This window comes from Flavobacterium sp. AED (assembly GCF_000812945.1).
Classification (GTDB): Bacteria; Bacteroidota; Bacteroidia; order Flavobacteriales; family Flavobacteriaceae; genus Flavobacterium.
The window spans coordinates 1-24,684 of record NZ_JSYM01000001.1; the positions used below are offsets into that span (position 1 = coordinate 1).

A 24,684-nucleotide genomic window follows, 5' to 3' on the forward strand; every position below is an offset into this window, starting at 1 on the left:
ACATTTGCAATAGTGCCATTATTCATTTCTACTGCACCAATAAAGGGATGAATGAGCTGTTCTTTTAGGTTTGGAGATCGTCCATTAAGAAAAAGACCTCCAATATAAGTTTCATCGGTTGTATTATAGGTACGCTCCGGAGAAAATACATTGTAAGCTAAATTTGGAGAATTGATGTTCGAAAAAGTACCAGTTACGGCTCCTTCCGAAATGTCTCTGTGCAAAGGATCACTAAAGCCAGTTTCTGGCGCATGGCAAGAAGCACACGCTTGACCGATAGGATTGGAGAGGTTTTTATCAAAGAAAATTAATTTTCCGATTGCTATTTTATTACTAATAACGGGCACATATTGGGAATCATCAGTACAGCTGGATAGCATTATTGCAGTAATAAAGCAAATTAAAAAGTATTTTTGATTCATTTATTTGGAATAATTAAAAATAAAAATGCAAATGTATAATCTGATTTTGATTTAACAAAACTTATTTAGATTAAATATTAATAATATGTTAAAAATATTTATAAGTGTTTGTTTTTTAATACTTTACGTTTATTTTTTTGGGAATAAATTCCTTGATTTTGGGTATTTTTCTTGTAGGTGTTGTTTTTTGATTCTACAAATTGTGAAATCCTGTCTCTAAAAAGAGTTTGAAGATTTTTTTTGTATTAAATTTTGTTAAAGGAATAATGTAAATGTCTGTTTCCTGAGCGAACTTTTCTTTGCTCCAGATTTAAAGAATTAGCACAGTTTTTTGAATATTTGATTTGTAAAATTTATTTCAAAAAAGCATTGAAATTAACCCTGAAGCATCAGAAATACGAAGCTTGTCTTTGTGGCAATACTATTATTTCTCTAGTTAAAATTTAGAGTAATTAAAATTGGGCTTTGAATTTTTTGATTCGGAAGTTTTTTGATTTTACTACTTTTCCATCATCCGTAATCATTAAACAACTATAATCGGGGTATTTGTTTAGCAAAAGCAGTCCTGCTGTTTTTCCTAAAACCATTAACGAAGTACTCAAGCCGTTTGCCGTTTCTGCATTTGGTCCAAAAACCGTCACACTGCATAAACCTGTAGCAGGATAACCCGTTGCCGGATTGATGATATGCGAGTAGCGCTTGCCGTTAAAAACAACAAATTTTTCATAGCTTCCTGAAGTCGTTACAGCATCTTGTTCTAATGGGGCAACAGCTAAAAGTTTTTCAGGATGAAAAGGATTCGTAATACCAATATTCCAATTCTTTCCGTTAGGCTGTTTTCCCCAAGTGCTCATATCTCCTGATCCGTTTATAATCCCGGCTTTAATCCCTTTTGTAAGCATCATATTCCGGCATTTATCGGTGGCGTAACCTTCTCCTAATGCGCCAAATCCAATTTTCATCCCTTTTAGTTTCAGAAAAATGGTGGATTGAACACTATCCAAGATTATATTTTTATAACCCACTTTTTCAACCGATTTCTTAATGGCTTCCGCCGAAGGCATCTCCGTCATGGAACCGTCAAACTTCCAGATTTTATCCATTGCCGCAAAACTGATGTCAAAACCGCCATTGGTCACTTCAGAAAACCGAATCGCTCTTTGCGTTAATTCAAAAACTTCGTTATCCACTTTCACTGCCCGAACACCCGCATTTTGGTTCACTTCAGACACCTTCGAGTCCGGTTTCCAGTCGGATATCAAATTTTCGATTCGTGTAATTTCTGCAATAACAGCATCTATATTTTCTTCTGCCGATAATGAATCCTTTGCTACAATGGTAATGTCAAATCGGCCGCCCATAAGTAAGGTTGTTCTTTTTCGCAAGACTTGGGCATAATTACCTTGACTCACAAAAAGTATCGCAATCAGCAAAAAGAAGTATTTTCTAGACATAAAATTCAGTATTAAAATAATTTGGGCGTGACCCTCCGTAAAAACTACGGGTCGTGCTGTACGTTCCCGCTTTTTTATGAGAGGCAAAAAAAGCCTCTCATAAAAAGAGCTTCACTACCATCACTCACGCGGAGCAATAACCAATCCATATATAAAAATGATAATGTTTCAATCCAGTTTCGGCTCCCTCTCCTTTGGAGAGTCCCGAAACTTCGGGAGGGTAGAGGACTTAATAACAATCCGTTAGTATTTGTCCATTGGTTTTATAATGAGAAATTCCCATAGTTGTTCTGTCTATACAAAGAACATCAAGAGCAGATTCCACGTCCTTTTGCATGGCAAGTGAACCGCAAATCATAACAACCCCTCCCTGCGTTAGTAAATCCATAAAAAAATCAGCATCTCGTTTGATTAAATCCATTACATAATGATGGTTCGCTTCGCGAGATAAAGCCACATGAAAACTTTTAAGTTGATGTTTTTGAATCATTTCTGCAGCAAATTTTTCATACCCTAAAACAGTTTCAGTTGCTTTTCGAAAACCACAATACAAATGAATGGGTGTCTTTTTCTTATTTTGTTCCATCATTCCCAAGAAGGGAGCAATACCAGTTCCATTTGAAATTAGCGCTACTTTGGATGCTTTTTTCGGGAAATGAAAAGCAGCGTTCTTAAGGATTCGTGCTTTTATAATCGAACCAGGTTCAACATCGTATAAATAGCCTGAACCCAAACCAGAAGGATGCAGTTTTACCACTAATTGTATGTTACCGTCATGATTTCCGATAGAGTAGAGGCGTTCTCGTGTGTCATTTGCAGGATAAATAGCCAAAAGGTCACCTGACGTAAATTTAGTGTTCATACTAGCTCGTAATGTGAGTAAAAAAGTATGTTCCGTATCAGAAATGGCAGTTTTATCAAGTACCATAAACTTTTGTAACCCTTTTGGAACATGATTGTATAATGATGGAGTAGCCGAAAGAGAAATTCCTGTTTTGGCACTCCATAATTTTACCCAGCCTACAAATTCTTCAGCGGATTTGTCATTTACGGTTTGTAATTCTAAAAAGCGTTCCGCCCAACTCTGTTTTGCCAATAAGGCATCAATGTCACAGGCAAAACCACAAAAATCAGGATACGCTTTCGAACCAAAACCAACTACCGAAACATTGATTTTTTGATTTTGTTCGGTTTTGTTGACCAGTGCTATAAATTTATTTCCATTAGAGGGAGGGTCTCCCAATCCGTGGGTTGAAGTAAATACGATAAGATGTTCTGCTTTTATATAAACCGAATAATTATTCAATTCGGTAAGGAAAACTTTTTTTCCGTTGGCAAGCAATTGTTTCTGAATAGCATTGGCAAATAGTAATGAACTGCCATTTTCGGAACCTACCAGTAAAATGAATGTACAGTCTTCAGGTTTGTATTTATTTTTAATGCGACTCGATCTTCGCTTTAAAGTCATGGCAAAACCGGAGTAGATAAAAAACAGAATGTTTAAACTCGCTATAGCTAAAATTATCGCCCATAAAATACTTGCTCTCCCAGTATGCAAATCAAGACTCAAATCCGATACTAAAGTTCTCATCGGGAAAGGAATTTCACGTACAACTGCACCAGTAATTTGGTTAACTTCTATTTCTCGGTCCTTTAATGTAATGATATAATATTCCTCGGGATCATCAGAAAAAGGGAATTCAATTTTTTGAACATCAGCCAGAAGTGTATTTTTAAATACGGACGAATCAGTATCTTTTTTTGAAATAGTCGTGGTTGCTGCCATTTCTATTTTTTCTTCTGTATCTGTTTTTTCGATAAAAAAGTTAAACTTTTCCAAGGTTAAATACGTTCCCGAAAGGGCAATTATCAAAATGGGAATTAACGCCAATCTACCCAATACAACATGATAATATTGAGCAAAATAGTCTTTGATGACTTTAGAAAAGAAATTGCGGAGGCCTCTTTGCCTGTTAAGTACTAAAGCGAAACCCGAAATAGAAATCAATACCAACAAAAAGGAAATAAAACCAACAAAAAAACGCCCGGTTTCTTTCAAAAATAAAGAACGGTGGAGCGCTGTAGTCCATTGGATAAAATCGCTTTTTTTTAAAGGTGTGCCTATTATTTTTCCGGTTTTTGGGTTAATATAGGCATTGACATCATTGTCTTCCTTATCAATACCTTGCAGCGTCACAAATTGATTGTGGTCGACACTTAATTCTGTTATTTCAGGATAGGCTTTTTTTAATACAGGTAAGGTTTCTCCAAGTGTTATTTTTTCGAAATTTTCAACTCGGTAGGGTGGTGTTTTTTCCTGTATGGCATCGACAGCGAGTATGACACCAGTTACTGATGCCAACACTAAAAATGCAGCAGAAAATACAGCCAAAGCCAAGTGTGAGTAACGCCAAAAAGAAAGAGTCATTGATGTAATTGTATTTTAGAAATTATTGATTGGTAAAAGTAAAAACAGATTTGCTTTTCTGACTTTATTTTTAAGCTTTGTCATAAAATTATATTTTTCTGAGTTTTTTTAGGAGTATTTATTAAAAAAAAAATCTGCGAAAATCTGGGAAATCTGCGTGTTACTATTTTCACGCAGATTTTGCAGATTTTCGCAGATAAAAAAGTTCAATATTTAAATTTTGCTTAATCTTACATAGCGAATATACCCTTTACCTTCTGTTTTTTCAGCCATTCCTTGTGTGGTAAGAGGTATTTCTAAATCAGTTGTGTAATATTTATGATCTTCTACTGCTGTTTCAAATCGTAATTTATACCCTTTGTTGATTTTAGCATCTTCAATTTCAATGGTGGTTATACTACGGTCACCGCCAGTTACTGAAGCTCCTGTTTTAGCACTAATATCCGTAGGTTTTTTAGAATAGAATTTATGCCATTCTTTAAGGGTTTTGTACCATTTTTTATCGTCACCCATTACATACAATGTTTTGTCATATTCGCCTTTGGCATTTACAAGTGAAACCACAATATAAGCACCTTCTCCCATATAATTGGACATTTGGAGCATGCATTTGTATTTACTGGTTTGTGCAGCTGCTTGGAAAGATAAAAGACATAGTAGCGCACCTGTTAGGCCTATTTTTAGTATTGACTTCATAATATTATTTTAAAAATTCTAGAGATACGTTGTTTTTTGTTAAAGACTCATTTTCTTTTGCCAAGGCATATACGCTTTCGTCAAAATCGGTGTTAATGTCTTTTTTCGCACCGATAGACACTAAGTATTTCAAGATAGTATCGTCTTTAGAAATCATGGCTGCTTTGTGCAATGCTGTTAAACCATTTTTGTTTTTTGCGTTTACATCGATGTTTAAATCGGCAATTTTTTTTAGTAAAGTTAAATCATTTTTGGCAACAGCGAAGTGGTATAGCGTACTGCCGTCTTTTTGAGGAGTGGCTAAGTTTAATCCTTTATCCTGAAGTAATTTTATTTTGGCAGTAAAAGGATCTTGTTTTGGTGCATTAGCTGCTTCTGGTCCACGCCCCATTCCCATTTGCGGTCTGTACGACTGTATTAAGTAATATCCTAAGTTGTTTCCATCTTTGTCTTCAACGTTGACAGCAGCACCTTTACTCAAAAGAAGTGTTATGGCTTCAGGGGTTCCTGACTTTACAGCCATTGTCAATGCCGATTCTCCTTTTAGATTTTGTGTATTGTTGTTTTTTACAATTGGCAATAACAATTCTAATGCAGCAATTTCTCTGGAAGCTGCAGCAACCATTAATGGAGTATTCCCTTCGTTATCAGATTTATTAGCATCCACTCCTTTGGATAAAAAGTAGTTTATGATTTCGGTTTGGTTGGATTTATTTACTAGAAAATGAAGTACAGTTTCTCCAGTTTTGCTTGTTACTGTCGGTTTTATTTTTAATTCCTCTACTAAGTATTTATAAGTTTCTAAAGTATTTGCTTCTCTGCGAGAACCTTGTGCAGCAATAATTAGTGCATTGTCATTGTATTTTACTCCTTTTTCTAATAACGTTTTTAAAAGTGTTACATTACCTGTTCTTGCTGCATAATTAAATGCAGTATTGCCATCGGAATCAATATCCTTAAGAGACAATCCTTTCGAAACAAAATAGTTAGAAAGAGTACCATCTTTGTCTAAAGGGATAGCCATAAGCAATAGGTTTACTCCGTCTCTGTATTTTTTCTTAGGGTCTATTCCAGCTTTAAAAAAAGCCTCATAAACAGCAGTATTGTTTTGACCACTATTGGCTGCAAATGTAATTGGGGTTGCACCCTGGCTGTCTTCTAAGTTTATGTCTGATCCTTTGGCTATAAGGTATTCTACGATTTCTAGATTTCCTTTATTAGCTGCCCAATGTAAATAAATGCGATTGTCGTGTGTAGATTTAGTGACTTCATTTCCTGGTTGTTCCAATAAAAATTTTATAGTGGCCGCAGGTGCATCATTATTGATAGCCATAACGGTTACGTCAAAAGCATTTGGGGTTGAAGCTGACGGGCTGTTGCCTTTTGCTATTTCAGCTTTAACTGCGTTTACATCTGGGGCTGTTTTCCAGAAAGACTGCTCCAAAAGTGTGTTTTTTGGTTGTGCACTAACGAATAAAGAAGCGACTAAGGCAAAAGAAATAAAAAGATTCTTTTTCATAAATTTTTTATAAAGGTTCTTATTAATTTAGAAAGTATGTTTGTTTAATTTGGTTATTTAGAATAAATAAAAATAACGCAAATGTAAAAATTAATATTTATAATATCAATTATTATTTTGCCCTTTTAAAGAGAAAATTTTATTGTATTTTTTAAACTTGTCTGCCACATTCTATGTCAAAAAAAGTACACGGATTTTTCAATTATCTTATTTAGATATAAAAATGACTGAAAGGTTTAAAGCCATTACTTAAATTTTTCAATTATGCTTTTTCATAATTGTATTAAACAGGAATAGTTGTGTTTTTCTTTTTTTTGTTTCGTCCCCACCAAACGTAGAATCCGGATATTGGAAGGCTCGCAATGAGTAAACTAAATAGGAATGCAAATATTTTTCCGGGTAAACCCAGTATTGCTCCGGTGTGAATGTCGTAATTCATTTTCATGAGGTTATCGGCAATTTTAGCTTCTTTTTGTCTGCCCCATAGATGGAAAACAGGTATTTCTTTCAAGCTGTATTGATCAAAATAACGGTAATCTATTTTCCAATAGGTTCCTTTGTCTGAATTAGCATTGGCAGCTATTGGAGAGGTCGCTTTTTCTGGTGGATGTATTTCAATGGATTCCGCTTGAGGATATTCTTTTTGCATTTGATGCCAAATTTTATCCAATGGGTTTGCGATTGTAGCTGTTGCTGTCTTTGTATTTATTTTCGAAAGCGGTTCTTCATATAATAATGATTTTTCACCACCGGATACTTTATAATAAGAGTATGCAAACCATTGAAATCCCCATACTAAACCTGTAATGGCGAAAATAATTCCGATTATAAGCACATAAAAACCAGTAATATTATGCAAATCATAGTTTTTGCGTTTCCACTTTGTGCCTTTTTTCCATTTGAACCAAAAGCGTTGTTTTGCGGCATTTTTATTTTTTGGATACCAAAGAATTAAACCCGAAACTAACAGTGCCAGAAATATTAATGTTGCCGATGCTACAACTGTTTGTCCAATTTCATGAGGCAACCAAAGATAGAAATGTCCGTCCAGTATAAAAGGAAAGAATCCTTCCTCATTATTTACTGTTTTCAAAACTTTTCCTGTATACGGGTTTATAAAAACGGTATAGTAATACGTGGGTTCGTAATGAAAAAATTCAGCTTCTGCGGCATTATTTTTTTCGTTGTATTTTATTGCATGGAGCAGTTTATTAGGAAGTTCTTTTTTAGCAATTACAGCTAATTTTGAAGGAGGTAAAAAAGTAGCATCCTGTTCTTTTACAAATCGATATTCTTCAGTACTATTTTGTATTTCTTCCTGAAAAGCATACAAACAGCCCGTCATGGCAATTATGAAAACAATTATGCCCGATGATAAACCAAGCCATAGATGTATTTTTCCAATCCCTTTTTTTAAATTATTATTTTTCATTAAAAATAGATAAAACCCCTCACCGAAATGAGGAGTTTAATTAAACAAACAAAACTAACTAACTCTAAAATTTATATCCAACAGATAAGCGGAAGTTAGTTCCTGCTTCTGTTTGCCAGTAATACATATCGCTATAGCTATAATATCCTCCAGAATACAGGTATTTGTTCAAGATATTATTGACAACAAGATTGACTGATATTTTGTTTTTTTGGTAAGTAACACCTCCGTCCAATCTGAAATAATCTGGAAGCATTGTGCTATTATCTGGCGAAATATACCATGGTGCTCTTTTTACTTGGTATTGGTATCCTAATGAAAAACCAACTCCATTTAGGGTTCCTCTATCTATTTTATAATTCAACCAGGCATTTTGGATGTGTCTTGTAGTTCCGGCTACTTGAGTTCCCACAAGTGATTGATCAGTATCTTTGGTTGTTTTTCCTTCCGTAAAGGCGTAGTTAACAATAAGATCTAAGTTTTTGAAAATTTCTCCTCTAATGTCTACCTCAAAACCTTTTGTTTTTTGTTGTCCACTTTCTCTACTGAATTGTTGTGTTCCGGATGAATGTTCCGGATCTAATGTCAGTACATTGTTTTTGGTAATTTGATAAACGGAAACAACTGAATTCCATTTTCCGTTTAACCAGTCTCTTTTTAAACCAAATTCTATATTTCCTCCAGTTTCAGGTTTAAAAGATTGGCCTTGCCAGTTCGTACCGTAGTTCTCATTAAAAGATTGATCGTTCACAAAATAGGCGGCCGTGTTTTTATCAATAGAATAACTCAAACCAACTCTTGGAGTGAATTTTTCGTTTTTGGTGCCCCCAGAGTAAGCATTATACGCTTTAAGAATCGTATATCTTCCCGCCAATGTTAATCTAAGTTTGTTGTCAAAGAAACCCAATTCGTCCTGTACATAGAGCGCTTTGTAACTGTTTTGGTATTTTACACCTCTATCTTCCAGACTTTTACTTCTGTCAAAAGTAGGAGAAGCGGCCAGTGTTCCGTGTTCCGGATTGTAAATGTCTAAGTCAGGCATAGTAAAATATTGGGACCAGTCATGAAAAAATGTTTTATCGCTTAAATCCAATCCCGATAGTATTTTGTGGGTAACTGATCCTGTTGTAGCTTCACCATTTATAAAAGCTTGCCCAACATAGATTTTTCCTAAAATATCCCAATTTCCACCAGCACGTTTAAGAATCGCATCATTGTTAGGGTCAAAGCCAGTGGGCCATAATGACATTCCTTCTTGTTGGTAATTAAGATAAGATGTTTGAGCAGTAAACTTCCATTTGTCACTTATTTTATGATCTAAAATGGCAAGAATATTTCTTTCTGTCATTTTAGTAGGATCTAAATTAGCTTCTGATGTAGAGAAACTTCTTGGTAAATCAGCATATCCTCTGTGCGAAAAAACATAATTGGCACCAACGGCATTTACTTTAGAAAATTGCTGCGTGTATTCCAGTGTTATGGCTGTTTTATCGGTTGCTAAATATTTAAGTACTGGTGCAAATGTATAGCGATCATTAAAATCAAAATCACGGTAACTTTGTTTCTTTTCACCCATTACATTGATGCGATACAATAATTTTCCGTTTTTTGTCAGTTTTCCGTCAAAATCCAAGGTACCTCTATATCGATCAAAACTTCCCAGCGTTATACTCGCTTCGCCTTTGGTACGTCCGCTTGGTTTTTTGGTAACTACATTATAAAAACCACTTGGGTTGCCGTTTGCAAGCATAAATCCTGCAGGACCTTTGACAAATTCAATACGTTCCACCATACTCATATCTTCCGTAAGTGGTCCCCAAGTTGAACTGACATTCATACCGTTTCTAAAAGCGGCCACTTGACTGCCTCTCATAGTAATATTGGCATAATTGTCCCAATGTTCCACTCTTGTAGCGCCACTCACATTGCGGGTCACCCCTTCAAGCATATCAAAAATTTGTTGATCTTGAATAAGTTTTCCTGTTATAACTTGTATGTTTTGTGGAATCTCAATAATAGGCGATTGCAAGCGAAGCGTTGATGAAACACGATTCGTTTTGAAAGCACTTTTGTTACTCAAAACCACTACTTGGTTCAATTCATTGTTCGATAAAGTAAGTTTTAATGTTACGGCAGTAATTTCTCCAGCAGTAATTTTTACTTCTTGTTCTAAGTCATTATACCCAACCAAAGTAACTTTTAGAACATGTACCCCTTCGGATATGTTTTTTAGTATAAACGCTCCATTGTTATCCGCAATAGTATTTTTGTTTGCTCCTTTTATAGAAACGGAAACTCCTTCGGCAGGTTTGTTGTCGCTCGTTAAAATGGTTCCTTTTATACTACCGGAGTTTTGGGCAAAAGCGGTAGTTATAGAAAGTAGCAGCAGACAGACGAGAAAAATAAATTGAGGTATTCGTTGTTTTAAATAGTTCATGGTTAAAAATTAAATGAGTTAAAGCTTATTTAGAACAAATAAAAATAAAGCAAAAGTAAAATTTAATTTTTATTTAACAAGTATTATTTAGACTAATTAAAAATAATGTTTTAACAAGATGATTTCTATGGTTTTAGATATAAAAAAAACCTTGCTTTTCTAGAGCAAGGTTGTAATTTCAATCTGAAATGTATATTTTTATTTGGTCTTTTTCATCGAAAATTGTTCTGAACTTGGTTTCCCTTGTTGAATTCCCGAAATTTTAGCCACTAAACTGTCAGGAGTAATTTGGGTATAACTGATTTTTTGAGGATAGTCGTGTTTTGGATTTTCAAAGACTAATTGTTTCTCGGTTGCAGTTGTCAATTTAAAAGAAACCGGTTTGTCATCGTTTTGTCCTTTTACGGCTGCATTATAAGTCAATTCTTCTCCTTTTTGTTTTAATGTTATGGTCTCAAAATGCAAGGTGTCTTTTTCTTTTATAAAGTAGGACTGTGCGTGAAAGGTGCTGTCATTTACTTTTTTCCAAGTTTCGGAAAGATTTCCATCAGCCGAATTGTTTTCCCAGTTTCCAAGTAGCCAGCGCGCTGCTTTGATTTTATCTTTTTCATTTGAATCGGATTCTTTGCAGGAAACAAGAGCTAACAACAGCATTATAAAAGTTATTTTTTGAAACATTGGTGTAAATATTTGGTGTTATTTTGAAATGCTAAATTATAAAAAAATAAGAGACTATTCGGAAAAGAATAATGGCACAATTCCGATAGTTCAATGTCATTAATTAGTATTTACAGTCGGATTGATTCATTTTAATCTGCGAAAATCCGCTGCATCTGCGTTCAATTTTTCACGCAGATGCAGCGGATTTTCGCAGATTTTTAAATCTTTTTTAAAAATGCATTCTGTTGTACACCTCTCTTAGATGTTTTCTTTCAAGATATTATGAACCAATTCTTTGGTGGGTTTTTGATCTTTTAGTTTCGCTCTAACCACATCAAAAGTAACTTTGAAATCACATCCCAATTTATAGTTGCTGCAACCATAAGCGGTTTTTCCTTTAAGCACCGTTCCTTTTTGACATTTCGGACAGACTAATTCGTCTGGAATAGCTTTCGCCAAGGTTTTTTTAGGTTCTAATATAAGTTTGAAATTTTCATCAAAGCGCAGTAAACCTTCCACAGTGCCGGTATCGGTTTTAAAATCTTTCAAGTTTACGGTAGACCCTTTTTGAAGCAATCGCAAGTATTGGTTCTCAGATATTTTTTTCTCTGCAAAAGTGTAAGGCAATAGAAACGTGCAACCTGCTTTATAATCGCCACAACCATAAGCCGATTTTCCTTTGATGAGTGTCGCTTTTTTGCATTTCGGACAGGCTTCCGCCAAAATTCCTGCCGCTTTCTTTTGCTCTACTTTAGCCACTTCTTTCTGAATACTTCCTGCGTGCGAAATATTGGCACGTCTGGTTTCACTCCGTACTTCATACACCAAGACTTCTACCATACGCTTCATATTGTTGATGAACGCAGCAGCGGTAAATGTCCCTTTTTCAATATCTTTCAACTGCTTTTCCCAGGAACCCGTAAGTTCTGCCGACTTTACCAAATCATTTTGAATAGTGTCAATCAATTGAATCCCAGTTGGTGTTGGCAAAACCTGTTTTTTGTTCCGAACGATGTATTGGCGTCTAAAAAGCGTTTCAATAATATTAGCCCGTGTTGATGGACGACCAATGCCGTTTTCTTTCATTAGTTCACGTAAATCTTCATCATCCACCTGTTTACCAGCGGTTTCCATGGCGCGCAATAAAGTGGCTTCCGTAAACTGATTGGGTGGCTTGGTTTCCTTTTCTAAAAACGAGGGTTCGTGCGGTCCTTTTTCGCCTACAACAAAACTAGGCAAGATGTCGGCTTCTTTTTCTTTGGCGTTTGGGTCTTCAAAAACTATGCGAAAGCCTTTTTTTAAGATCTCTTTTCCGGTGGTTTTAAAATGTACATCTGCCGCTTTCCCGATAACGGTAGTATTGGCTACCAAACAATCGTCATAAAATACAGCAATAAAACGCTTTGTAATAATATCATATACCTGTTGCTGATTGTATTGCAAATTGCTTTGAATCCCCGTTGGAATAATCGCATGGTGATCGGTTACTTTTTTATCGTTGAAAACTTTGGGTGATTTTTTTATCTTTTTTCCTAAAAGTGGTTGCGTCAACGTTGCATAATTGGTTAAATTTTGCAGGATGCCAGGTACTTTTGGATAGATGTCATTTGGTAAAAATGTCGTATCAACTCTAGGGTAGGTGACTACTTTTTGTTCGTACAAAGTCTGAACAATTTTGAGTGTTTCATCAGCCGTAAAGCCAAATTTTGTATTGCAATATACTTGTAAACCTGTTAAATCAAATAACTTAGGCGCAAACTCGTTGCCATTCTTTTTTTCGACAGAAACAATTTCAAACTCACTTTCCTTGACTTTATTGGCTAAAATTTCGCCATCTTCCTTTTTCAAAAAGCGTCCTTCCTCATAGCTGAAGAGCGTTTCTCTGTATAAGGTTTGCAACTCCCAATACGGTTGCGGTTTAAAATTCTCAATTTCCTTGAATCGGTCCACGACCATAGCCAAGGTTGGGGTTTGCACTCTTCCAATGGACAATACTTGTTTGTACCCACCATGTTTTACGGTGTACAAACGGGTGGCATTCATGCCGAGTAACCAGTCGCCAATGGCTCTGGAAAATCCTGCGTAGTATAAATTATCGTAGTTGGCGGATGGTTTTAAGTTTTCAAAACCCTCTTTGATGGCTTCGGTGGTTAGGGATGAAATCCACAAGCGTTTTACCTCGCCTTTGTATTGGGCTTCATTCATGACCCAGCGCTGAATAAGTTCTCCTTCTTGTCCGGCATCCCCGCAGTTGATGACCAACTCGGCTTTGTCAAACAGACTTTTTATGATTCTGAATTGCTTTTGTATACCCGAATTTTCCACCACTTTGGTTTCAAATTTGTCGGGAAGCATGGGTAGGTTGTTCAAGTCCCAACTTTTCCAATGGGGTTTGTAATCGTTCGGTTCTTTTAAGGTGCATAAATGCCCAAAAGTGTACGTTACCTGATAACCATTGCCTTCGTAATACCCATCGTGCTTGGTATTGGCTCCTAAAACGGATGCGATTTCACGTGCTACACTTGGTTTCTCGGCAATACAGACCTTCATTTTCTCCTTCTAATTTAAGGGCGCAAATTAGGAATTTAGATGTTGGTATTATAAAGAAATCTTTAGGAGTTATGAACGGGGGTAAATAGTGGAATGGGGCAATCACGTCCAGTTTGTTATTGTTTTATTTGCTTATTGAATGAGGAACGAATTCTTAAAGTTAAAGTAACTGTAAAATGCAAAAATAGGTTCCTATTAATGCTTATTTTTTTATTTAAGTATCTTATAATCAGTTATTTTTAAGTCATAACGAATTTAATTTCGTAAATTTGATTGTTGTTACTTATTGCTTTTTATATAATAGATTTTAATAGTTGAATTCGATTAATTAGCTTTTAAAATTCAGAAAAAATGAAAAAATATATTTTATATATTCCTGTTTTTGTTTTTTTAGTTTTGAATATAACTTGTTCCCCCGATATAAACCTTGATAGTTCTCCTCCTGCTAATAGTGGTGAAATGGGTGTAATTACAGTTAAAGAATATAAAACTAATTTACCTTTGTCAGGAGTAAAATTTAGTACCTATTATTGCAATGCATATGATTCTGAGTTTGGTAATTGCATAAGCCCAATATTATGGTCATCTTGTACAACTGATAGCAAGGGTAATTGTAAATGTAGTTTTCCAAAAAATGCATTCGAAAAGGTCACTATTGAAAAATCAATGTATTGGTCAAGATATTATATAATTAATAATGAGTATCTGATTGAACCAGAAGCTTGGGTTAATCTTAATTTTAAAACAGTTGTTGCATATCCGAGTACAAGTACTTTTTTTATAATAATAAATGGTGAATTACGCTTTGTGCGAGAATTTATTCAGCCAACATATAATTCAAGTAAGGTTTTTAGACTATTTGGTAATGAAGAAAACAAAGTGGATTGGGTGTTGTACAAAACGTTTAATTCCAGTGATGAAATTCTTGCTTCAGGTAGTTTTGTTTTAAATCCAGCGAAATTTGAAAATTTGACATATACCTTAAATTATTGAATTCTATCCGTTCTTACTGTAACGTCAGTTTGTTTGAAAATCCCCGCTCCCCGAAGTCTTCTCGAAAACGAAAATAGTATTAGTAGAATGCAGATCAACTTCTTTATTCATTAAAACTCTTTGGAGAGATGGGTTCTAACTTTAGCAAACTTTATTTTCCGTGTTTGTTGATCATTGGAATGGCTATAAGTTAGGAGGCTTCGCAGAGTAAAGTGAGTAAAAATCAACAACAGTCATGAAGAATACGGTCATGCATGATTACAAATGTCATCCATATCACGACTAGAATTACCAGCAAATTAATAATTGTGAGTGTTGTGTAATAATTTCTCTGAAAATCATTGGACTGGCTAATCATTTTTTTAGCGTAAAATTTAGAAGCAATTGGAATTAGAGCCATTAATACTAATACAACAATCCCTGGATAAAAACCGGTGACTGCAATACCAATAATGCTAAATACTGTTACTGTAAGGGTTATTGTCATTGACATGGATGTAACAATTTTAAATATTTTCGTTTCCATTTTGATACTAATTTAAGATTAAAAAAAACACTTTGAATTAAGAAGCATATTGAAGTTGTTTTTTCATTAAATCCACGCTATCGAATGGAAAGATATCTCGGTTTATAACTGTTTTTATTTATTTTCTCCTCGAATGTATTTGTGTGAACCGTCGCAGTTGGGCATTTTTTTAGACATCCCACAAATGCAATCGTTGATTCCTTTTCCGTCAAGAATACGCTGCGTGTATTTTTCAATTCGGGTTTCGCGGGTTTTGGATTGTTTGGAACCCGAAAAGTATAGGTTGTAAGCGCGTTGTCGCCCTGGAGTTAAGGCTTGGAAAGCAGTTTTTAAGTCGGGATTTTTGTCTAAGGTGTTTTGTAATTCTGCTACCAATTCAAGTTCGGTATTGCTTTTGAAATCCACTTTCAAGCCTGCTTTTTCAATTTCAATGGCTTCATAAATATAAGCTTTGATTATAGATTGCTGTTCTATGATTTCTTCCAGATTGGTAAACTTAAAGAAGCGTACCGCCTGACTGTTTTCTCCGGGTTTACTTAGAACACCATTGCTGTCTTGTAACAAAGTCCCCTTGAAAAAACTAAGCGTACAGTATTCCTTAAAACTGCCTATAAGGACAACATTATTTCCCTGAAAACAATAACAAGGATTTCGCCACTTGAATTCTTCGGTTAGACCGCAATCGAGCAGCAATAATCGCAATTGCTCCATTTCGGGTTGCCATTTTTTGGCATTGCTTATAAAGTCATCAACTTTGGGATTCATTTTATTTGGTTTTAAAAATAAAGGAGGTTTTGGTTTTATAAAAGTATTAAAAAAACGCAGGGCAAACGCTACGATGGTGCTACAAATAAATTCTTGCCCCGTGTTTGTTGCTTATTGGAATGGGTACGAAGTCAGGAGACTTCGCACAGCAATCCTGATTTTTAAGAGCGTTATTTTTTAAGGAATACTTCGCATAGCTGGTAGCGGCGGTAAATTAAGGTTATTTTAAATGTGTATTCAAAAACACTATAATTTTGTTTTTTATATCCTCAGTATTAAATAATGTTCCACCATGTTGGGCATTCGGTACAATTACAAAATCACTTTGGACGTTTGCCAGCTTTAAGTAAGAATCTAATAATTTTGATAGCGTAATAGGAACAGTCTGATCCTTATCGCCGTGAAATATCAGAAATGGCGGGTCATTTTTATCAACGTAAGTAGTAGGACTGGCAATTTTTGCTAAATCTGGCCGCAGTAGTGGCTGTGCGCCAAGCAAAGCAGTCGAAGTTGATTTCTGTTCCCCTTCATCTAAAGGCATACTACCTATACGGGCAATAAAATCTGACGGACCATAAAAATCGATTGCTCCCTTGATTTTAAAAACAGGTTGTTTTTTATTGAAATAAAATGCTTCGTTGTTATTATTATTTGATGTTCCCATCAGTGAAGCCAAATAGCCACCTGCCGAAAAACCGATAACAGCAATATTATCTTTATCTAAAAAATATTTTTCGGAGTTTTTATACAGAAAATCAACTGCTTGGTTGCAATCTTGTATTTGAGCAGGAAAGATTGCGGTAGTACTGTACCGATAATTAATAGAGGCAACCGCAAAACCATTCGCTAAAAGTGCATTTATCGTTGTTTTCATGTTTTCCATATCACCATATTTGTCACCCTGTCTCCAACCACCACCATGAATCCAAATCACAAGTGGTGATTTTTTTCCATGCTTTGCAGGCACGTATATATCAAGTGTATGTTTTACGAGCGAATCCGAAGCATAAGGAATAGTAGTATACATAATTGTTCCCTGAGGAAATAAATTTTGGATATTCGCTGGGATTTGTGCTGCGAGTTTGCCAGCAAAGGAAATGAGAAACAATAAAAAGACCGTGCTTTTTTTCATGATAGGCTGTTATATATTAGATTAATTTTTCTTAGGAATGAGCGCTAAAGTCCCTTTTTACAGGAGGGTTAGGACTAAAATAGTTTTATTTTTTGGTTTAATCAAATGCTCAAAATTGCAAACATGTTAGGAAAAGTTGGGAGGCTTCGCAGCAATCCTGACTTTTAAGAACGTTATTTTTTTAAGGAACACTTCGCATAGCAGGATTGATTAATTACTGCAAAAATTAGATTTTTTTCATTCGACTGATGCATTATGAATTAATATGGTACCTTAAAATTATTTAATTCTATGTGCTCTTACCCCTTCGTTTGTAATCGTAATGGGTTTGATGAAACCTTGTTCGTCAAAAAACATTTCTTCTATGCACGTTTCTCTTGAATTGGCATCTGTTTCGGTAAGCGGTCTTCTGTGATAAACGATATAATATTGATTAGAATCAGGTGCTTTCATAACCGAATGATGCCCTGCTCCAGTAGCGATTTTAGGATCTTGTTGCAAGACCTTACCAATTCGCTTAAATGGTCCCATCGGAGAATCTGCAATGGCATACGCCACGCAATAATTGGGTCCGCCCCAGCCACCTTCGGACCACATAAAGTAATATTTGTTATTTCGGATAAACATAAAGGGTCCTTCAACATAATTTTCTGGGGTAATCTCTTTAAATACTGTTTTGTCTTTGAAAGGGATAAAACCAGTAAAATCTGGTTTCAATTTACCAATATTGCAATGTTTCCATCCTCCATAAATTAAATAATGTTGACCATCCTTATCTCTAAAAACAAATTGATCAATAGGTTGTGCACCATTATAAAATTTATCTACTAATGGCTTTCCTAAATAATCTTTATAAGGCCCTTCAGGTTTAGATGCAACCGCTACACCGATTCCTCCGATTTCAGTATCATTTTGAATGTCGTTAGCTCCAAAAAACAAAAAATATTTATTCTTGTTTTTAATGATTGACGGTGCCCACATCGCTTTTTTTGCCCATTTTACAGCAGTTGTATCTAAAACTTTAGCATGTTTTGTCCATTGGGTTAAATCAGAAGATGAAAACGCATCCAGAAAAACTTGTTTTTCATAAGGCGCTGAAAAAGTGGGGTATATCCAGTACGTTTTATCAAAAATGATTCCTTCAGGATCGGCATACCAACCTTTAAAAATAGGATTGTTATTTTTTATTTTATCAGCAACAGCATTTTGTGCACTTGTTTTTGAGCAAAAAATAATAAATAGTAATGCTAAAACTCTGTTCATGGTTTTTATTTTAAAAGTAAAACAAATTTTCTAAAACCATTTACCGTAAAAGATATTTTTATCATTAATAATTTTACTCTTAATAAGATAGATATTAAATTAAAACTCAAATAATGGATATGAAAATAAAAACGGAGAGCATTTCGCGTAGCGGGGGGAGGAATCTCTGTTTGTTGCTCGCGTTTGTTGCGATTCCTTCTTCGTCGGAATGAGAAAATCATGGAGATTATTCCTTAACTTAATGACATTGAACGAGCGTCAGATTGGGGTAACTTCTTTTGATTCATCAATTTTACGGAAAACCGTAAACGCTATCTTTTTTAGTACAATTCCCTAGCCCTGATTACTTCCCTATGCTTTTATTTTAATTGGAGTTCAGTGAACTTCGTTTGTAGCGGCATCCTTTTTCTGTCCGCCGCGGCGGACAGAAAAAGATACAGCGAATAGCAGGAAATAGCTCCAGATTGCCACACAATTCGTTCCTCATTGTTCGCAATGACAATCTCAATTGTGAACCTTGCAAACTGAATACTTTTTTCGTATTTTTGCACTCCAAATAAAGGACTAAGAAAATGTTAGATAGACTTCAAATAGTAAAACAACGTTTCGATGAGATATCGGATTTGATCATTCAGCCGGATGTTATCTCTGATCAGAAGCGTTATGTGCAATTGAATCAAGAGTACAAAAGTTTAAAAGCTTTGGCTGAAAAGCGCGATGAATATGTTATTATCATGGCGAATATTGAAGAAGCAAACGAAATAATAGCGGATAACAGTGATGCAGATATGACCGAAATGGCCAAAATGCAACTGGATGAAGCGAAGGAAAGATTGCCGGAACTGGAAGATGAAATCAAGTTTATGTTGATTCCTAAGGACCCGGAAGATGCCAAAAATGTTATGGTGGAGATTCGTGCCGGAACGGGTGGGGATGAAGCGAGTATTTTTGCAGGGGATTTATTCCGTATGTACACGAAATATTGTGAGAACCGTGGTTGGAGAACTTCGGTTGTAGATATGAACGAAGGAACTTCGGGCGGTTTTAAAGAGGTGATTTTTGAAGTTACCGGTGAAGATGTTTACGGAACCTTGAAGTTTGAAGCGGGTGTTCACCGTGTACAACGCGTACCACAAACGGAAACGCAAGGACGTGTGCACACATCAGCAGCGACTGTTATGGTATTGCCGGAAGCAGAAGAATTTGATGTTCAAATCGATATGAATGATGTACGTGTAGATTTCTTTTGCTCTTCAGGACCAGGTGGACAATCCGTAAATACAACCAAATCAGCGGTTCGTTTGACGCACATTCCAACCGGATTAGTGGCCCAATGTCAGGATCAAAAATCACAACATAAAAATAAAGACAAGGCATTTGGTGTTTTGCGTTCCCGTTTATACGAACAGGAATTAGCCAAAAAACAAGCCGAGGATGCTACCAAACGTACGTCTCAGGTAAGTTCTGGTGACCGTTCGGCTAAAATTCGTACCTACAATTACGCACAAGGTCGTGTAACGGATCACCGTGTAGGTTTGACATTATACGATTTAGGAAATATCATGAATGGTGACATTCAGAAAATTGTTGACGAGCTAGCGTTAGTTAACAACATGGAAAAATTGAAAGAAGCAAGCGAAGTATTTTAATAAGTACTAAGGGAAAAGAATTAAGTATTAAGAAGTGTCGGACTGGATTTAGTTTGGCACTTTTTTTTGAAATTAATTTCTGACTTTGCGTCTCTGTAAGAAATAATAAACAGATTAAATTTTTGTAAACTTTGCGAATCCCGAAGCATCGGGATTGCGAACTTTGCGGTTAAATACACAACAATGACTACACAACAACTTATTGAGCAAATCAAAATCAAGAAATCATTCCTAGCTGTAGGATTAGATGTTGATTTGAATAAAATTCCACAACATTTACTAGAACTGGAAGATCCTATTTTCGAATTCAATAAAGCGATAATTGATGCGACCCATGATTTAGCAGTAGCTTACAAGCCTAATACTGCTTTTTATGAAGCTTACGGAATAAAAGGTTGGATGTCGTTGCAAAAAACAATTAACTACATCAACTCAACTTATCCCGATATCTTCACGATTGCGGATGCCAAACGTGGCGATATTGGAAATACGTCTTCGATGTATGCCAAAGCTTTTTTTGAAGATTTAAACTTTGACAGCGTTACTGTTGCTCCTTATATGGGGAAAGATTCGGTAGAGCCTTTTCTAGCGTTCGAAAATAAACATACGATTATGTTGGCTTTGACTTCAAACGAAGGTGCGTTCGATTTTCAGACTTTAAACGTTGATGGGAAAGAATTGTACAAACAGGTATTAGAAACGTCTAAAACGTGGAAAAACAGTGAAAACCTGATGTATGTTGTAGGTGCTACCAAAGCGGAATATTTTACTGAAATCCGTAAAATTGTTCCTGACAGTTTCTTGCTTGTTCCCGGAGTAGGCGCGCAAGGCGGAAGTTTAGCTGAAGTTTGTAAATACGGTATGAATGCCAATGTAGGTTTGCTGATTAATTCTTCCAGAGCGATTATTTATGCTTCAAACGGAACTGATTTTGTTGAAAAAGCAAGAGAAGAAGCGTTGAATATGCAACAGGAAATGGCAGCGATATTAGGTTAATGATGTTTAAAGTCTAATGTTTAAAGTTGCTCCACTTTGAACGTTAAACCTTTTAAACTTTAAACAAAAAACATGAAAACTCTAACTGACCAACTCGGAACTTCCCATTCTTTTGAAACGTCGCCCAAACGCATCATTTCATTAGTTCCTTCCCAAACGGAATTATTGTATGATTTAGGTTTGGAAGACCGAATTGTTGGGATTACAAAGTTCTGTGTGCATCCGTATCATTTTAAGTCCACAAAGAAAATTGTTGGCGGAACCAAGAAAGTGCATTATGAAAAAATCAGATTGTTGCAACCCGATATCATCATTTGTAATAAAGAGGAAAATACACAAGAAATTGTAGCGGAGTTGCGTAAAATTTGTCCGGTTTGGGTGACGAATATCATCACCATTGAAGACAATTTTCAAATGATTACCGACTTTGGCCAGCTATTCAATTGCAGAACCGAAGCCCAGAAATGGAACGATAAATTGGCTTTTGCCCTGAGCGATTTTAAAAACTTCGTTAAGGATATACCCGTTAAAAAAGCAGCGTATTTCATTTGGAAAAATCCTTTTATGGTCGCTGGTTCCGATAATTTCATCAATGAATTATTGAAACTGAATCATTTTGAAAACATTTATCAGAACAAGGGACGTTATCCGGAAATCGAACTCAAAAAAATGCGTTTAGAAGGTGATCCGGATTTGGTTTTTCTATCCTCAGAGCCTTTTCCTTTCAAGGAAGAAGATGCTTTTGAAATAGGCCGTTTCACGCATCATGCAAAAACGGTATTTGTAGACGGGGAAATGTTTTCCTGGTATGGAAGTCGCTTGCTAAAAGCGTTTGACTATTTTAAAAAAATACATCAAAAATTATAGTTCACATTCTTCCAGAACTAATTCTTCCTTAGCAACGGCAGGCTTTGAAGTGCTTTTTTTCGTTTCGAAATTTTGTTCAGCAAGTAGTTGGTATTCTCTTTTAAGCTTTTCTATTTCACTTTTCTCTTTCAATAATCCAATCATCGGTGTAATTTTTTGGCAAATTTACGTTTTACAATTGTTAAATTAGCATTAATATATGTTAAGATTGGGATTTAAAATTAAAGTTCTATTTTTACAAAAAATAAGAACGTGATTAATTATACCATTTACGAAAATAAAAATACCGATCAGTGGGTAACTTTTGTGCATGGTGCCGGCGGAAGTTCTTCTATCTGGTTCAAACAAATACGCGATTTCAAAAAGCAGTATAATATATTGCTATTGGATTTGCGTGGTCACGGGGAATCAAAACCGACCTTAAAAACGGCTTTCAAACAGCACTATACTTTTTCGGCTTTGGCTAATGATATTTTGGAAGTCTTAGACTTTCTTAAAATAAAAAAATCACATTTTGTTGGGATTTCATTGGGTACCATACTCATCAGACAATTAGCTGAAATGTATCCGGAACGTGTTCAAAGTATGATTCTTGGCGGTGCCATCCTGAAAATGAATTTCCGTTCTCAAGTATTGATGCGATTGGGGAATATGTTTAAGTATGTATTGCCTTATTTGGTTTTATATCAATTTTTTGCCTTTGTCATTATGCCTAAAAAAAGTCACAAGCAATCGCGTGTCCTTTTTATAAACGAGGCCAAAAAATTATACCAGAAAGAATTTATTAAATGGTTTAAACTCACTGCCGAAATTAATCCAGTTCTCAAATGGTTTCGTCAAGTCGAATTGAATATTCCTACGCTTTATGTTATGGGTGAAGAGGATTATATGTTCTTGCCGTCTGTTAGAAAGGTTGTCGAAAATCATTATAAATCTTCTAAACTTTTTGTGATAGAAAAATGTGGGCATGTGGTCAATGTGGAACAACCTAATGTTTTCAACGATGCCGTCCTTTCTTTTATAAATACAGCTCAATAAAAAAATGCCTGCATTATAAATGCAGGCAATTCTTTAACTAACCAAAACCAAAATAATAAATAACCAGTTTATTACCCTGCAAAGATCACACATAAGCGAGTGTTTTGCTGTTAAGATTTTGTTATTACTTTGTTGTATATACGTTAAGTTTTTTAACTTTATTCTGTTATTACCGGTTAACGGTTCCGTTTCGGAATCAACTTTTAAATTACCCCAATTTTACTTATTCAAATTTAATCCTCTTTTGTTGAAAAAACGCAGACCGTTTTTTTGATACTGTTTTATAGGCACTGTCAATTTTGTTTGTGTTTTTAAGTTTTGCTATTGCTTGATGAGAACTATTAAATCGTATTAATATGAAATCACATGAAAAACTTACAACAGCATCCGGGAGACCATTTGTAGAAAACGAAAATTCTCAATCGGTAGGTTCACGAGGACCTTTACTATTGCAGGATTATATTCTTCACGAAAAAATGGCTCATTTTAACAGAGAACGCATTCCGGAACGGGTCGTGCATGCAAAAGGTTCGGGAGCATTTGGGACATTTACCGTAACACACGATATCACTAAATATACCAAAGCTAAAATTTTTTCTGAAATTGGAAAAGAAACTAAATTAGTGCTTCGATTTTCAACGGTGGGAGGTGAAAGAGGCTCGGCTGATACGGAAAGAGATCCACGAGGCTTTGCCATGAAATTTTACACCGAAGACGGTAATTGGGATTTAGTAGGCAATAATACACCCGTTTTCTTTGTCAAAGACCCCAAAAAATTTGGAGATTTTATACACACCCAAAAACGAGATCCGTATACCAATATGAAATCGCCTACGATGATGTGGGATTACTGGTCGCTGAATCCAGAAAGTTTGCATCAGGTATTGATACTCATGTCAGATCGAGGAACTCCGTTTGGGTATCGTCATATGAATGGGTATGGCAGTCATACGTATTCTATGATTAATGGGGCTAATGAAAGAGTGTATGTAAAATTCCATTTCAAAACAGCCCAGGGAATTAAAAATTTCAGTAATGAAGAAGCGGCAGAAATGAAATCTCGTGATATGGATTTTGCTCAGCGTGATTTGTTTGAGAATATTGATGAAGGAAATTTTCCACAATGGAATTTACAAATTCAAGTCATGACGGAAGAGCAGGCCAATTCGCAAGACTATTATTTGAACCCTTTTGATTTAACTAAAGTTTGGCCTCATGGCGATTTTCCGTTGATTGACGTTGGCGTTTTAGAATTAAATCAAAATCCACATAATTACTTTCAGGATATTGAGCAAGTAGCATTTGCTCCAGCACATATTGTGGATGGAATTGGGTATTCCCCTGATAAAATGTTGCAAGGTCGATTGTTGTCGTATCCTGATGCACAACGCTATCGTTTGGGAACAAATTATGAGCAAATTCCAGTAAACCGTTGTCCGTTTGCCACCAATAATTACCAACGGGATGGACAAATGCGCGTGGATGGAAATGGAGGAAGTTATCCAAATTATTTTCCAAACAGTTTTGATGAAATGGAAATAGATCAAGCGTATAAAGAACCTCCATTGGAAATTTTTAGTAATTTTGCGGATTGGTACGATAGAAATTGCGAAGGTGAAAATGACCATTATACACAACCGGGTAATTTATTTAAAATTATGACTCCGGAGCAACAACAAAATACGATTAACAATATTATTACACACATGTCCGGTATCGAAGGTCCTAAAAAAGAGGAAATAGTTAACCGTCAATTGAGTCATTGGTATAGAGCTGATGGTCGAATAGGAGCGGGAGTTGCTGCAGGATTAGGAGTAGACGTTGATTTGTTAGAAAGATAATTAGTTTCAATTGAAT

General features: G+C 35.5%; 20 protein-coding genes. 6 read left to right on the top strand and 14 right to left on the bottom strand.

The annotated features are described in order from the left end of the window. The 9 genes from OA85_RS00005 to OA85_RS00045 all read right to left on the bottom strand — a co-directional run. On the bottom strand, positions 1-422 hold a 422-nt coding region (locus OA85_RS00005), incomplete at its 3' end, for a cytochrome-c peroxidase (RefSeq protein WP_039107191.1). A 452-nt stretch (positions 423-874) separates the two neighbouring features. Continuing rightward, a complete protein-coding gene (locus OA85_RS00010; RefSeq protein WP_039107194.1) occupies positions 875-1,876 on the bottom strand; it encodes an FAD:protein FMN transferase in 1,002 nt (333 codons plus the stop codon). A 229-nt stretch (positions 1,877-2,105) separates the two neighbouring features. Further along, positions 2,106-4,304: a PepSY domain-containing protein gene (locus OA85_RS00015; protein ID WP_039107196.1), complete on the bottom strand. Its 2,199-nt coding sequence runs from the start codon at positions 4,302-4,304 to the stop codon at positions 2,106-2,108. A gap of 213 nt (positions 4,305-4,517) precedes the next feature. After that, complete coding sequence (locus tag OA85_RS00020) at positions 4,518-5,000, bottom strand: DUF2271 domain-containing protein (RefSeq protein ID WP_039107198.1); 483 nt, start codon at positions 4,998-5,000, stop codon at positions 4,518-4,520. A 4-nt stretch (positions 5,001-5,004) separates the two neighbouring features. Next, positions 5,005-6,519 carry an ankyrin repeat domain-containing protein gene (locus OA85_RS00025; protein WP_039107201.1) on the bottom strand — a complete coding sequence of 505 codons (1,515 nt, stop codon included), beginning with the start codon at positions 6,517-6,519 and terminating at the stop codon, positions 5,005-5,007. Between the two features lie 283 nt (positions 6,520-6,802). After that, entirely contained in the window at positions 6,803-7,951 is a 1,149-nt protein-coding gene (locus OA85_RS00030) for a PepSY domain-containing protein (protein WP_039107203.1), read from the bottom strand. A gap of 64 nt (positions 7,952-8,015) precedes the next feature. Further along, a complete protein-coding gene (locus OA85_RS00035; RefSeq protein ID WP_039107204.1) occupies positions 8,016-10,388 on the bottom strand; it encodes a TonB-dependent receptor in 2,373 nt (790 codons plus the stop codon). Positions 10,389-10,586: 198 nt separating this feature from the next. Continuing rightward, a complete protein-coding gene (locus OA85_RS00040) occupies positions 10,587-11,066 on the bottom strand; it encodes a DUF6265 family protein (RefSeq protein ID WP_039107206.1) in 480 nt (159 codons plus the stop codon). A 240-nt stretch (positions 11,067-11,306) separates the two neighbouring features. Further along, on the bottom strand, positions 11,307-13,598 hold the full coding sequence (locus OA85_RS00045; RefSeq protein ID WP_039107208.1) for a DNA topoisomerase 3: 2,292 nt from the start codon (positions 13,596-13,598) through the stop codon (positions 11,307-11,309). Positions 13,599-13,949: 351 nt separating this feature from the next. Here OA85_RS00045 and OA85_RS00050 point away from each other — a divergent pair, with 351 nt between their 5' ends. Then, a complete protein-coding gene (locus OA85_RS00050; RefSeq protein ID WP_039107210.1) occupies positions 13,950-14,591 on the top strand; it encodes a hypothetical protein in 642 nt (213 codons plus the stop codon). Positions 14,592-14,814: 223 nt separating this feature from the next. Here OA85_RS00050 and OA85_RS00055 read toward each other — a convergent pair whose 3' ends face one another. The 4 genes from OA85_RS00055 to OA85_RS00070 all read right to left on the bottom strand — a co-directional run bounded on the left by OA85_RS00055 (position 14,815) and on the right by OA85_RS00070 (position 18,277). Continuing rightward, positions 14,815-15,078: a hypothetical protein gene (locus OA85_RS00055; RefSeq protein WP_197056040.1), complete on the bottom strand. Its 264-nt coding sequence runs from the start codon at positions 15,076-15,078 to the stop codon at positions 14,815-14,817. Positions 15,079-15,231: 153 nt separating this feature from the next. After that, entirely contained in the window at positions 15,232-15,882 is a 651-nt protein-coding gene (locus OA85_RS00060; protein ID WP_082014096.1) for a DUF1801 domain-containing protein, read from the bottom strand. A 220-nt stretch (positions 15,883-16,102) separates the two neighbouring features. Further along, positions 16,103-17,014: an alpha/beta hydrolase gene (locus OA85_RS00065; RefSeq protein WP_039107213.1), complete on the bottom strand. Its 912-nt coding sequence runs from the start codon at positions 17,012-17,014 to the stop codon at positions 16,103-16,105. Positions 17,015-17,293: 279 nt separating this feature from the next. Then, positions 17,294-18,277, bottom strand: a complete 984-nt coding sequence (locus OA85_RS00070; protein ID WP_039107214.1) for a glycoside hydrolase family 43 protein — start codon at positions 18,275-18,277, stop codon at positions 17,294-17,296. A gap of 572 nt (positions 18,278-18,849) precedes the next feature. On the opposite strand from OA85_RS00070, the gene prfA reads away from it, so the two are divergent. The 3 genes from prfA (at position 18,850) to OA85_RS00085 (ending at position 21,789) form a co-directional block, all read left to right on the top strand. Then, the gene (prfA, locus tag OA85_RS00075; protein ID WP_039107216.1) at positions 18,850-19,926 is read left to right on the top strand and encodes a peptide chain release factor 1; all 1,077 of its coding nucleotides are present in this window, start codon (positions 18,850-18,852) and stop codon (positions 19,924-19,926) included. A gap of 183 nt (positions 19,927-20,109) precedes the next feature. Beyond that, on the top strand, positions 20,110-20,922 hold the full coding sequence (gene pyrF, locus OA85_RS00080; RefSeq protein ID WP_039107218.1) for an orotidine-5'-phosphate decarboxylase: 813 nt from the start codon (positions 20,110-20,112) through the stop codon (positions 20,920-20,922). A 72-nt stretch (positions 20,923-20,994) separates the two neighbouring features. Then, positions 20,995-21,789: an ABC transporter substrate-binding protein gene (locus tag OA85_RS00085; RefSeq protein WP_039107220.1), complete on the top strand. Its 795-nt coding sequence runs from the start codon at positions 20,995-20,997 to the stop codon at positions 21,787-21,789. On the opposite strand, the gene OA85_RS17455 is transcribed toward OA85_RS00085, so the two are convergent. Continuing rightward, the gene (locus OA85_RS17455) at positions 21,784-21,933 is read right to left on the bottom strand and encodes a hypothetical protein (RefSeq protein WP_197056041.1); all 150 of its coding nucleotides are present in this window, start codon (positions 21,931-21,933) and stop codon (positions 21,784-21,786) included. The genes OA85_RS00085 and OA85_RS17455 overlap by 6 nt on opposite strands. A 108-nt stretch (positions 21,934-22,041) precedes the next feature. On the opposite strand from OA85_RS17455, the gene OA85_RS00090 reads away from it, so the two are divergent. Continuing rightward, positions 22,042-22,827, top strand: a complete 786-nt coding sequence (locus tag OA85_RS00090) for an alpha/beta fold hydrolase (protein WP_039107221.1) — start codon at positions 22,042-22,044, stop codon at positions 22,825-22,827. A 356-nt stretch (positions 22,828-23,183) separates the two neighbouring features. Beyond that, positions 23,184-24,668: a catalase gene (locus tag OA85_RS00095; RefSeq protein WP_039107223.1), complete on the top strand. Its 1,485-nt coding sequence runs from the start codon at positions 23,184-23,186 to the stop codon at positions 24,666-24,668. Positions 24,669-24,684: the final 16 nt, after the last annotated feature.

What these genes read in the sequence shown, in the direction of transcription:
- OA85_RS00010 (WP_039107194.1), bottom strand. Translation starts at nt 1,876, where the DNA reads ATGTCTAGAAAATACTTCTTTTTGCTGATTGCGATACTTTTTGTGAGT.
- OA85_RS00015 (WP_039107196.1), bottom strand. Translation starts at nt 4,304, where the DNA reads ATGACTCTTTCTTTTTGGCGTTACTCACACTTGGCTTTGGCTGTATTT.
- OA85_RS00020 (WP_039107198.1), bottom strand. Translation starts at nt 5,000, where the DNA reads ATGAAGTCAATACTAAAAATAGGCCTAACAGGTGCGCTACTATGTCTT.
- OA85_RS00025 (WP_039107201.1), bottom strand. Translation starts at nt 6,519, where the DNA reads ATGAAAAAGAATCTTTTTATTTCTTTTGCCTTAGTCGCTTCTTTATTC.
- OA85_RS00030 (WP_039107203.1), bottom strand. Translation starts at nt 7,951, where the DNA reads ATGAAAAATAATAATTTAAAAAAAGGGATTGGAAAAATACATCTATGG.
- OA85_RS00035 (WP_039107204.1), bottom strand. Translation starts at nt 10,388, where the DNA reads ATGAACTATTTAAAACAACGAATACCTCAATTTATTTTTCTCGTCTGT.
- OA85_RS00040 (WP_039107206.1), bottom strand. Translation starts at nt 11,066, where the DNA reads ATGTTTCAAAAAATAACTTTTATAATGCTGTTGTTAGCTCTTGTTTCC.
- OA85_RS00045 (WP_039107208.1), bottom strand. Translation starts at nt 13,598, where the DNA reads ATGAAGGTCTGTATTGCCGAGAAACCAAGTGTAGCACGTGAAATCGCA.
- OA85_RS00050 (WP_039107210.1), top strand. Translation starts at nt 13,950, where the DNA reads ATGAAAAAATATATTTTATATATTCCTGTTTTTGTTTTTTTAGTTTTG.
- OA85_RS00055 (WP_197056040.1), bottom strand. Translation starts at nt 15,078, where the DNA reads ATGACAATAACCCTTACAGTAACAGTATTTAGCATTATTGGTATTGCA.
- OA85_RS00060 (WP_082014096.1), bottom strand. Translation starts at nt 15,882, where the DNA reads ATGAATCCCAAAGTTGATGACTTTATAAGCAATGCCAAAAAATGGCAA.
- OA85_RS00065 (WP_039107213.1), bottom strand. Translation starts at nt 17,014, where the DNA reads ATGAAAAAAAGCACGGTCTTTTTATTGTTTCTCATTTCCTTTGCTGGC.
- OA85_RS00070 (WP_039107214.1), bottom strand. Translation starts at nt 18,277, where the DNA reads ATGAACAGAGTTTTAGCATTACTATTTATTATTTTTTGCTCAAAAACA.
- prfA (WP_039107216.1), top strand. Translation starts at nt 18,850, where the DNA reads ATGTTAGATAGACTTCAAATAGTAAAACAACGTTTCGATGAGATATCG.
- pyrF (WP_039107218.1), top strand. Translation starts at nt 20,110, where the DNA reads ATGACTACACAACAACTTATTGAGCAAATCAAAATCAAGAAATCATTC.
- OA85_RS00085 (WP_039107220.1), top strand. Translation starts at nt 20,995, where the DNA reads ATGAAAACTCTAACTGACCAACTCGGAACTTCCCATTCTTTTGAAACG.
- OA85_RS17455 (WP_197056041.1), bottom strand. Translation starts at nt 21,933, where the DNA reads ATGATTGGATTATTGAAAGAGAAAAGTGAAATAGAAAAGCTTAAAAGA.
- OA85_RS00095 (WP_039107223.1), top strand. Translation starts at nt 23,184, where the DNA reads ATGAAATCACATGAAAAACTTACAACAGCATCCGGGAGACCATTTGTA.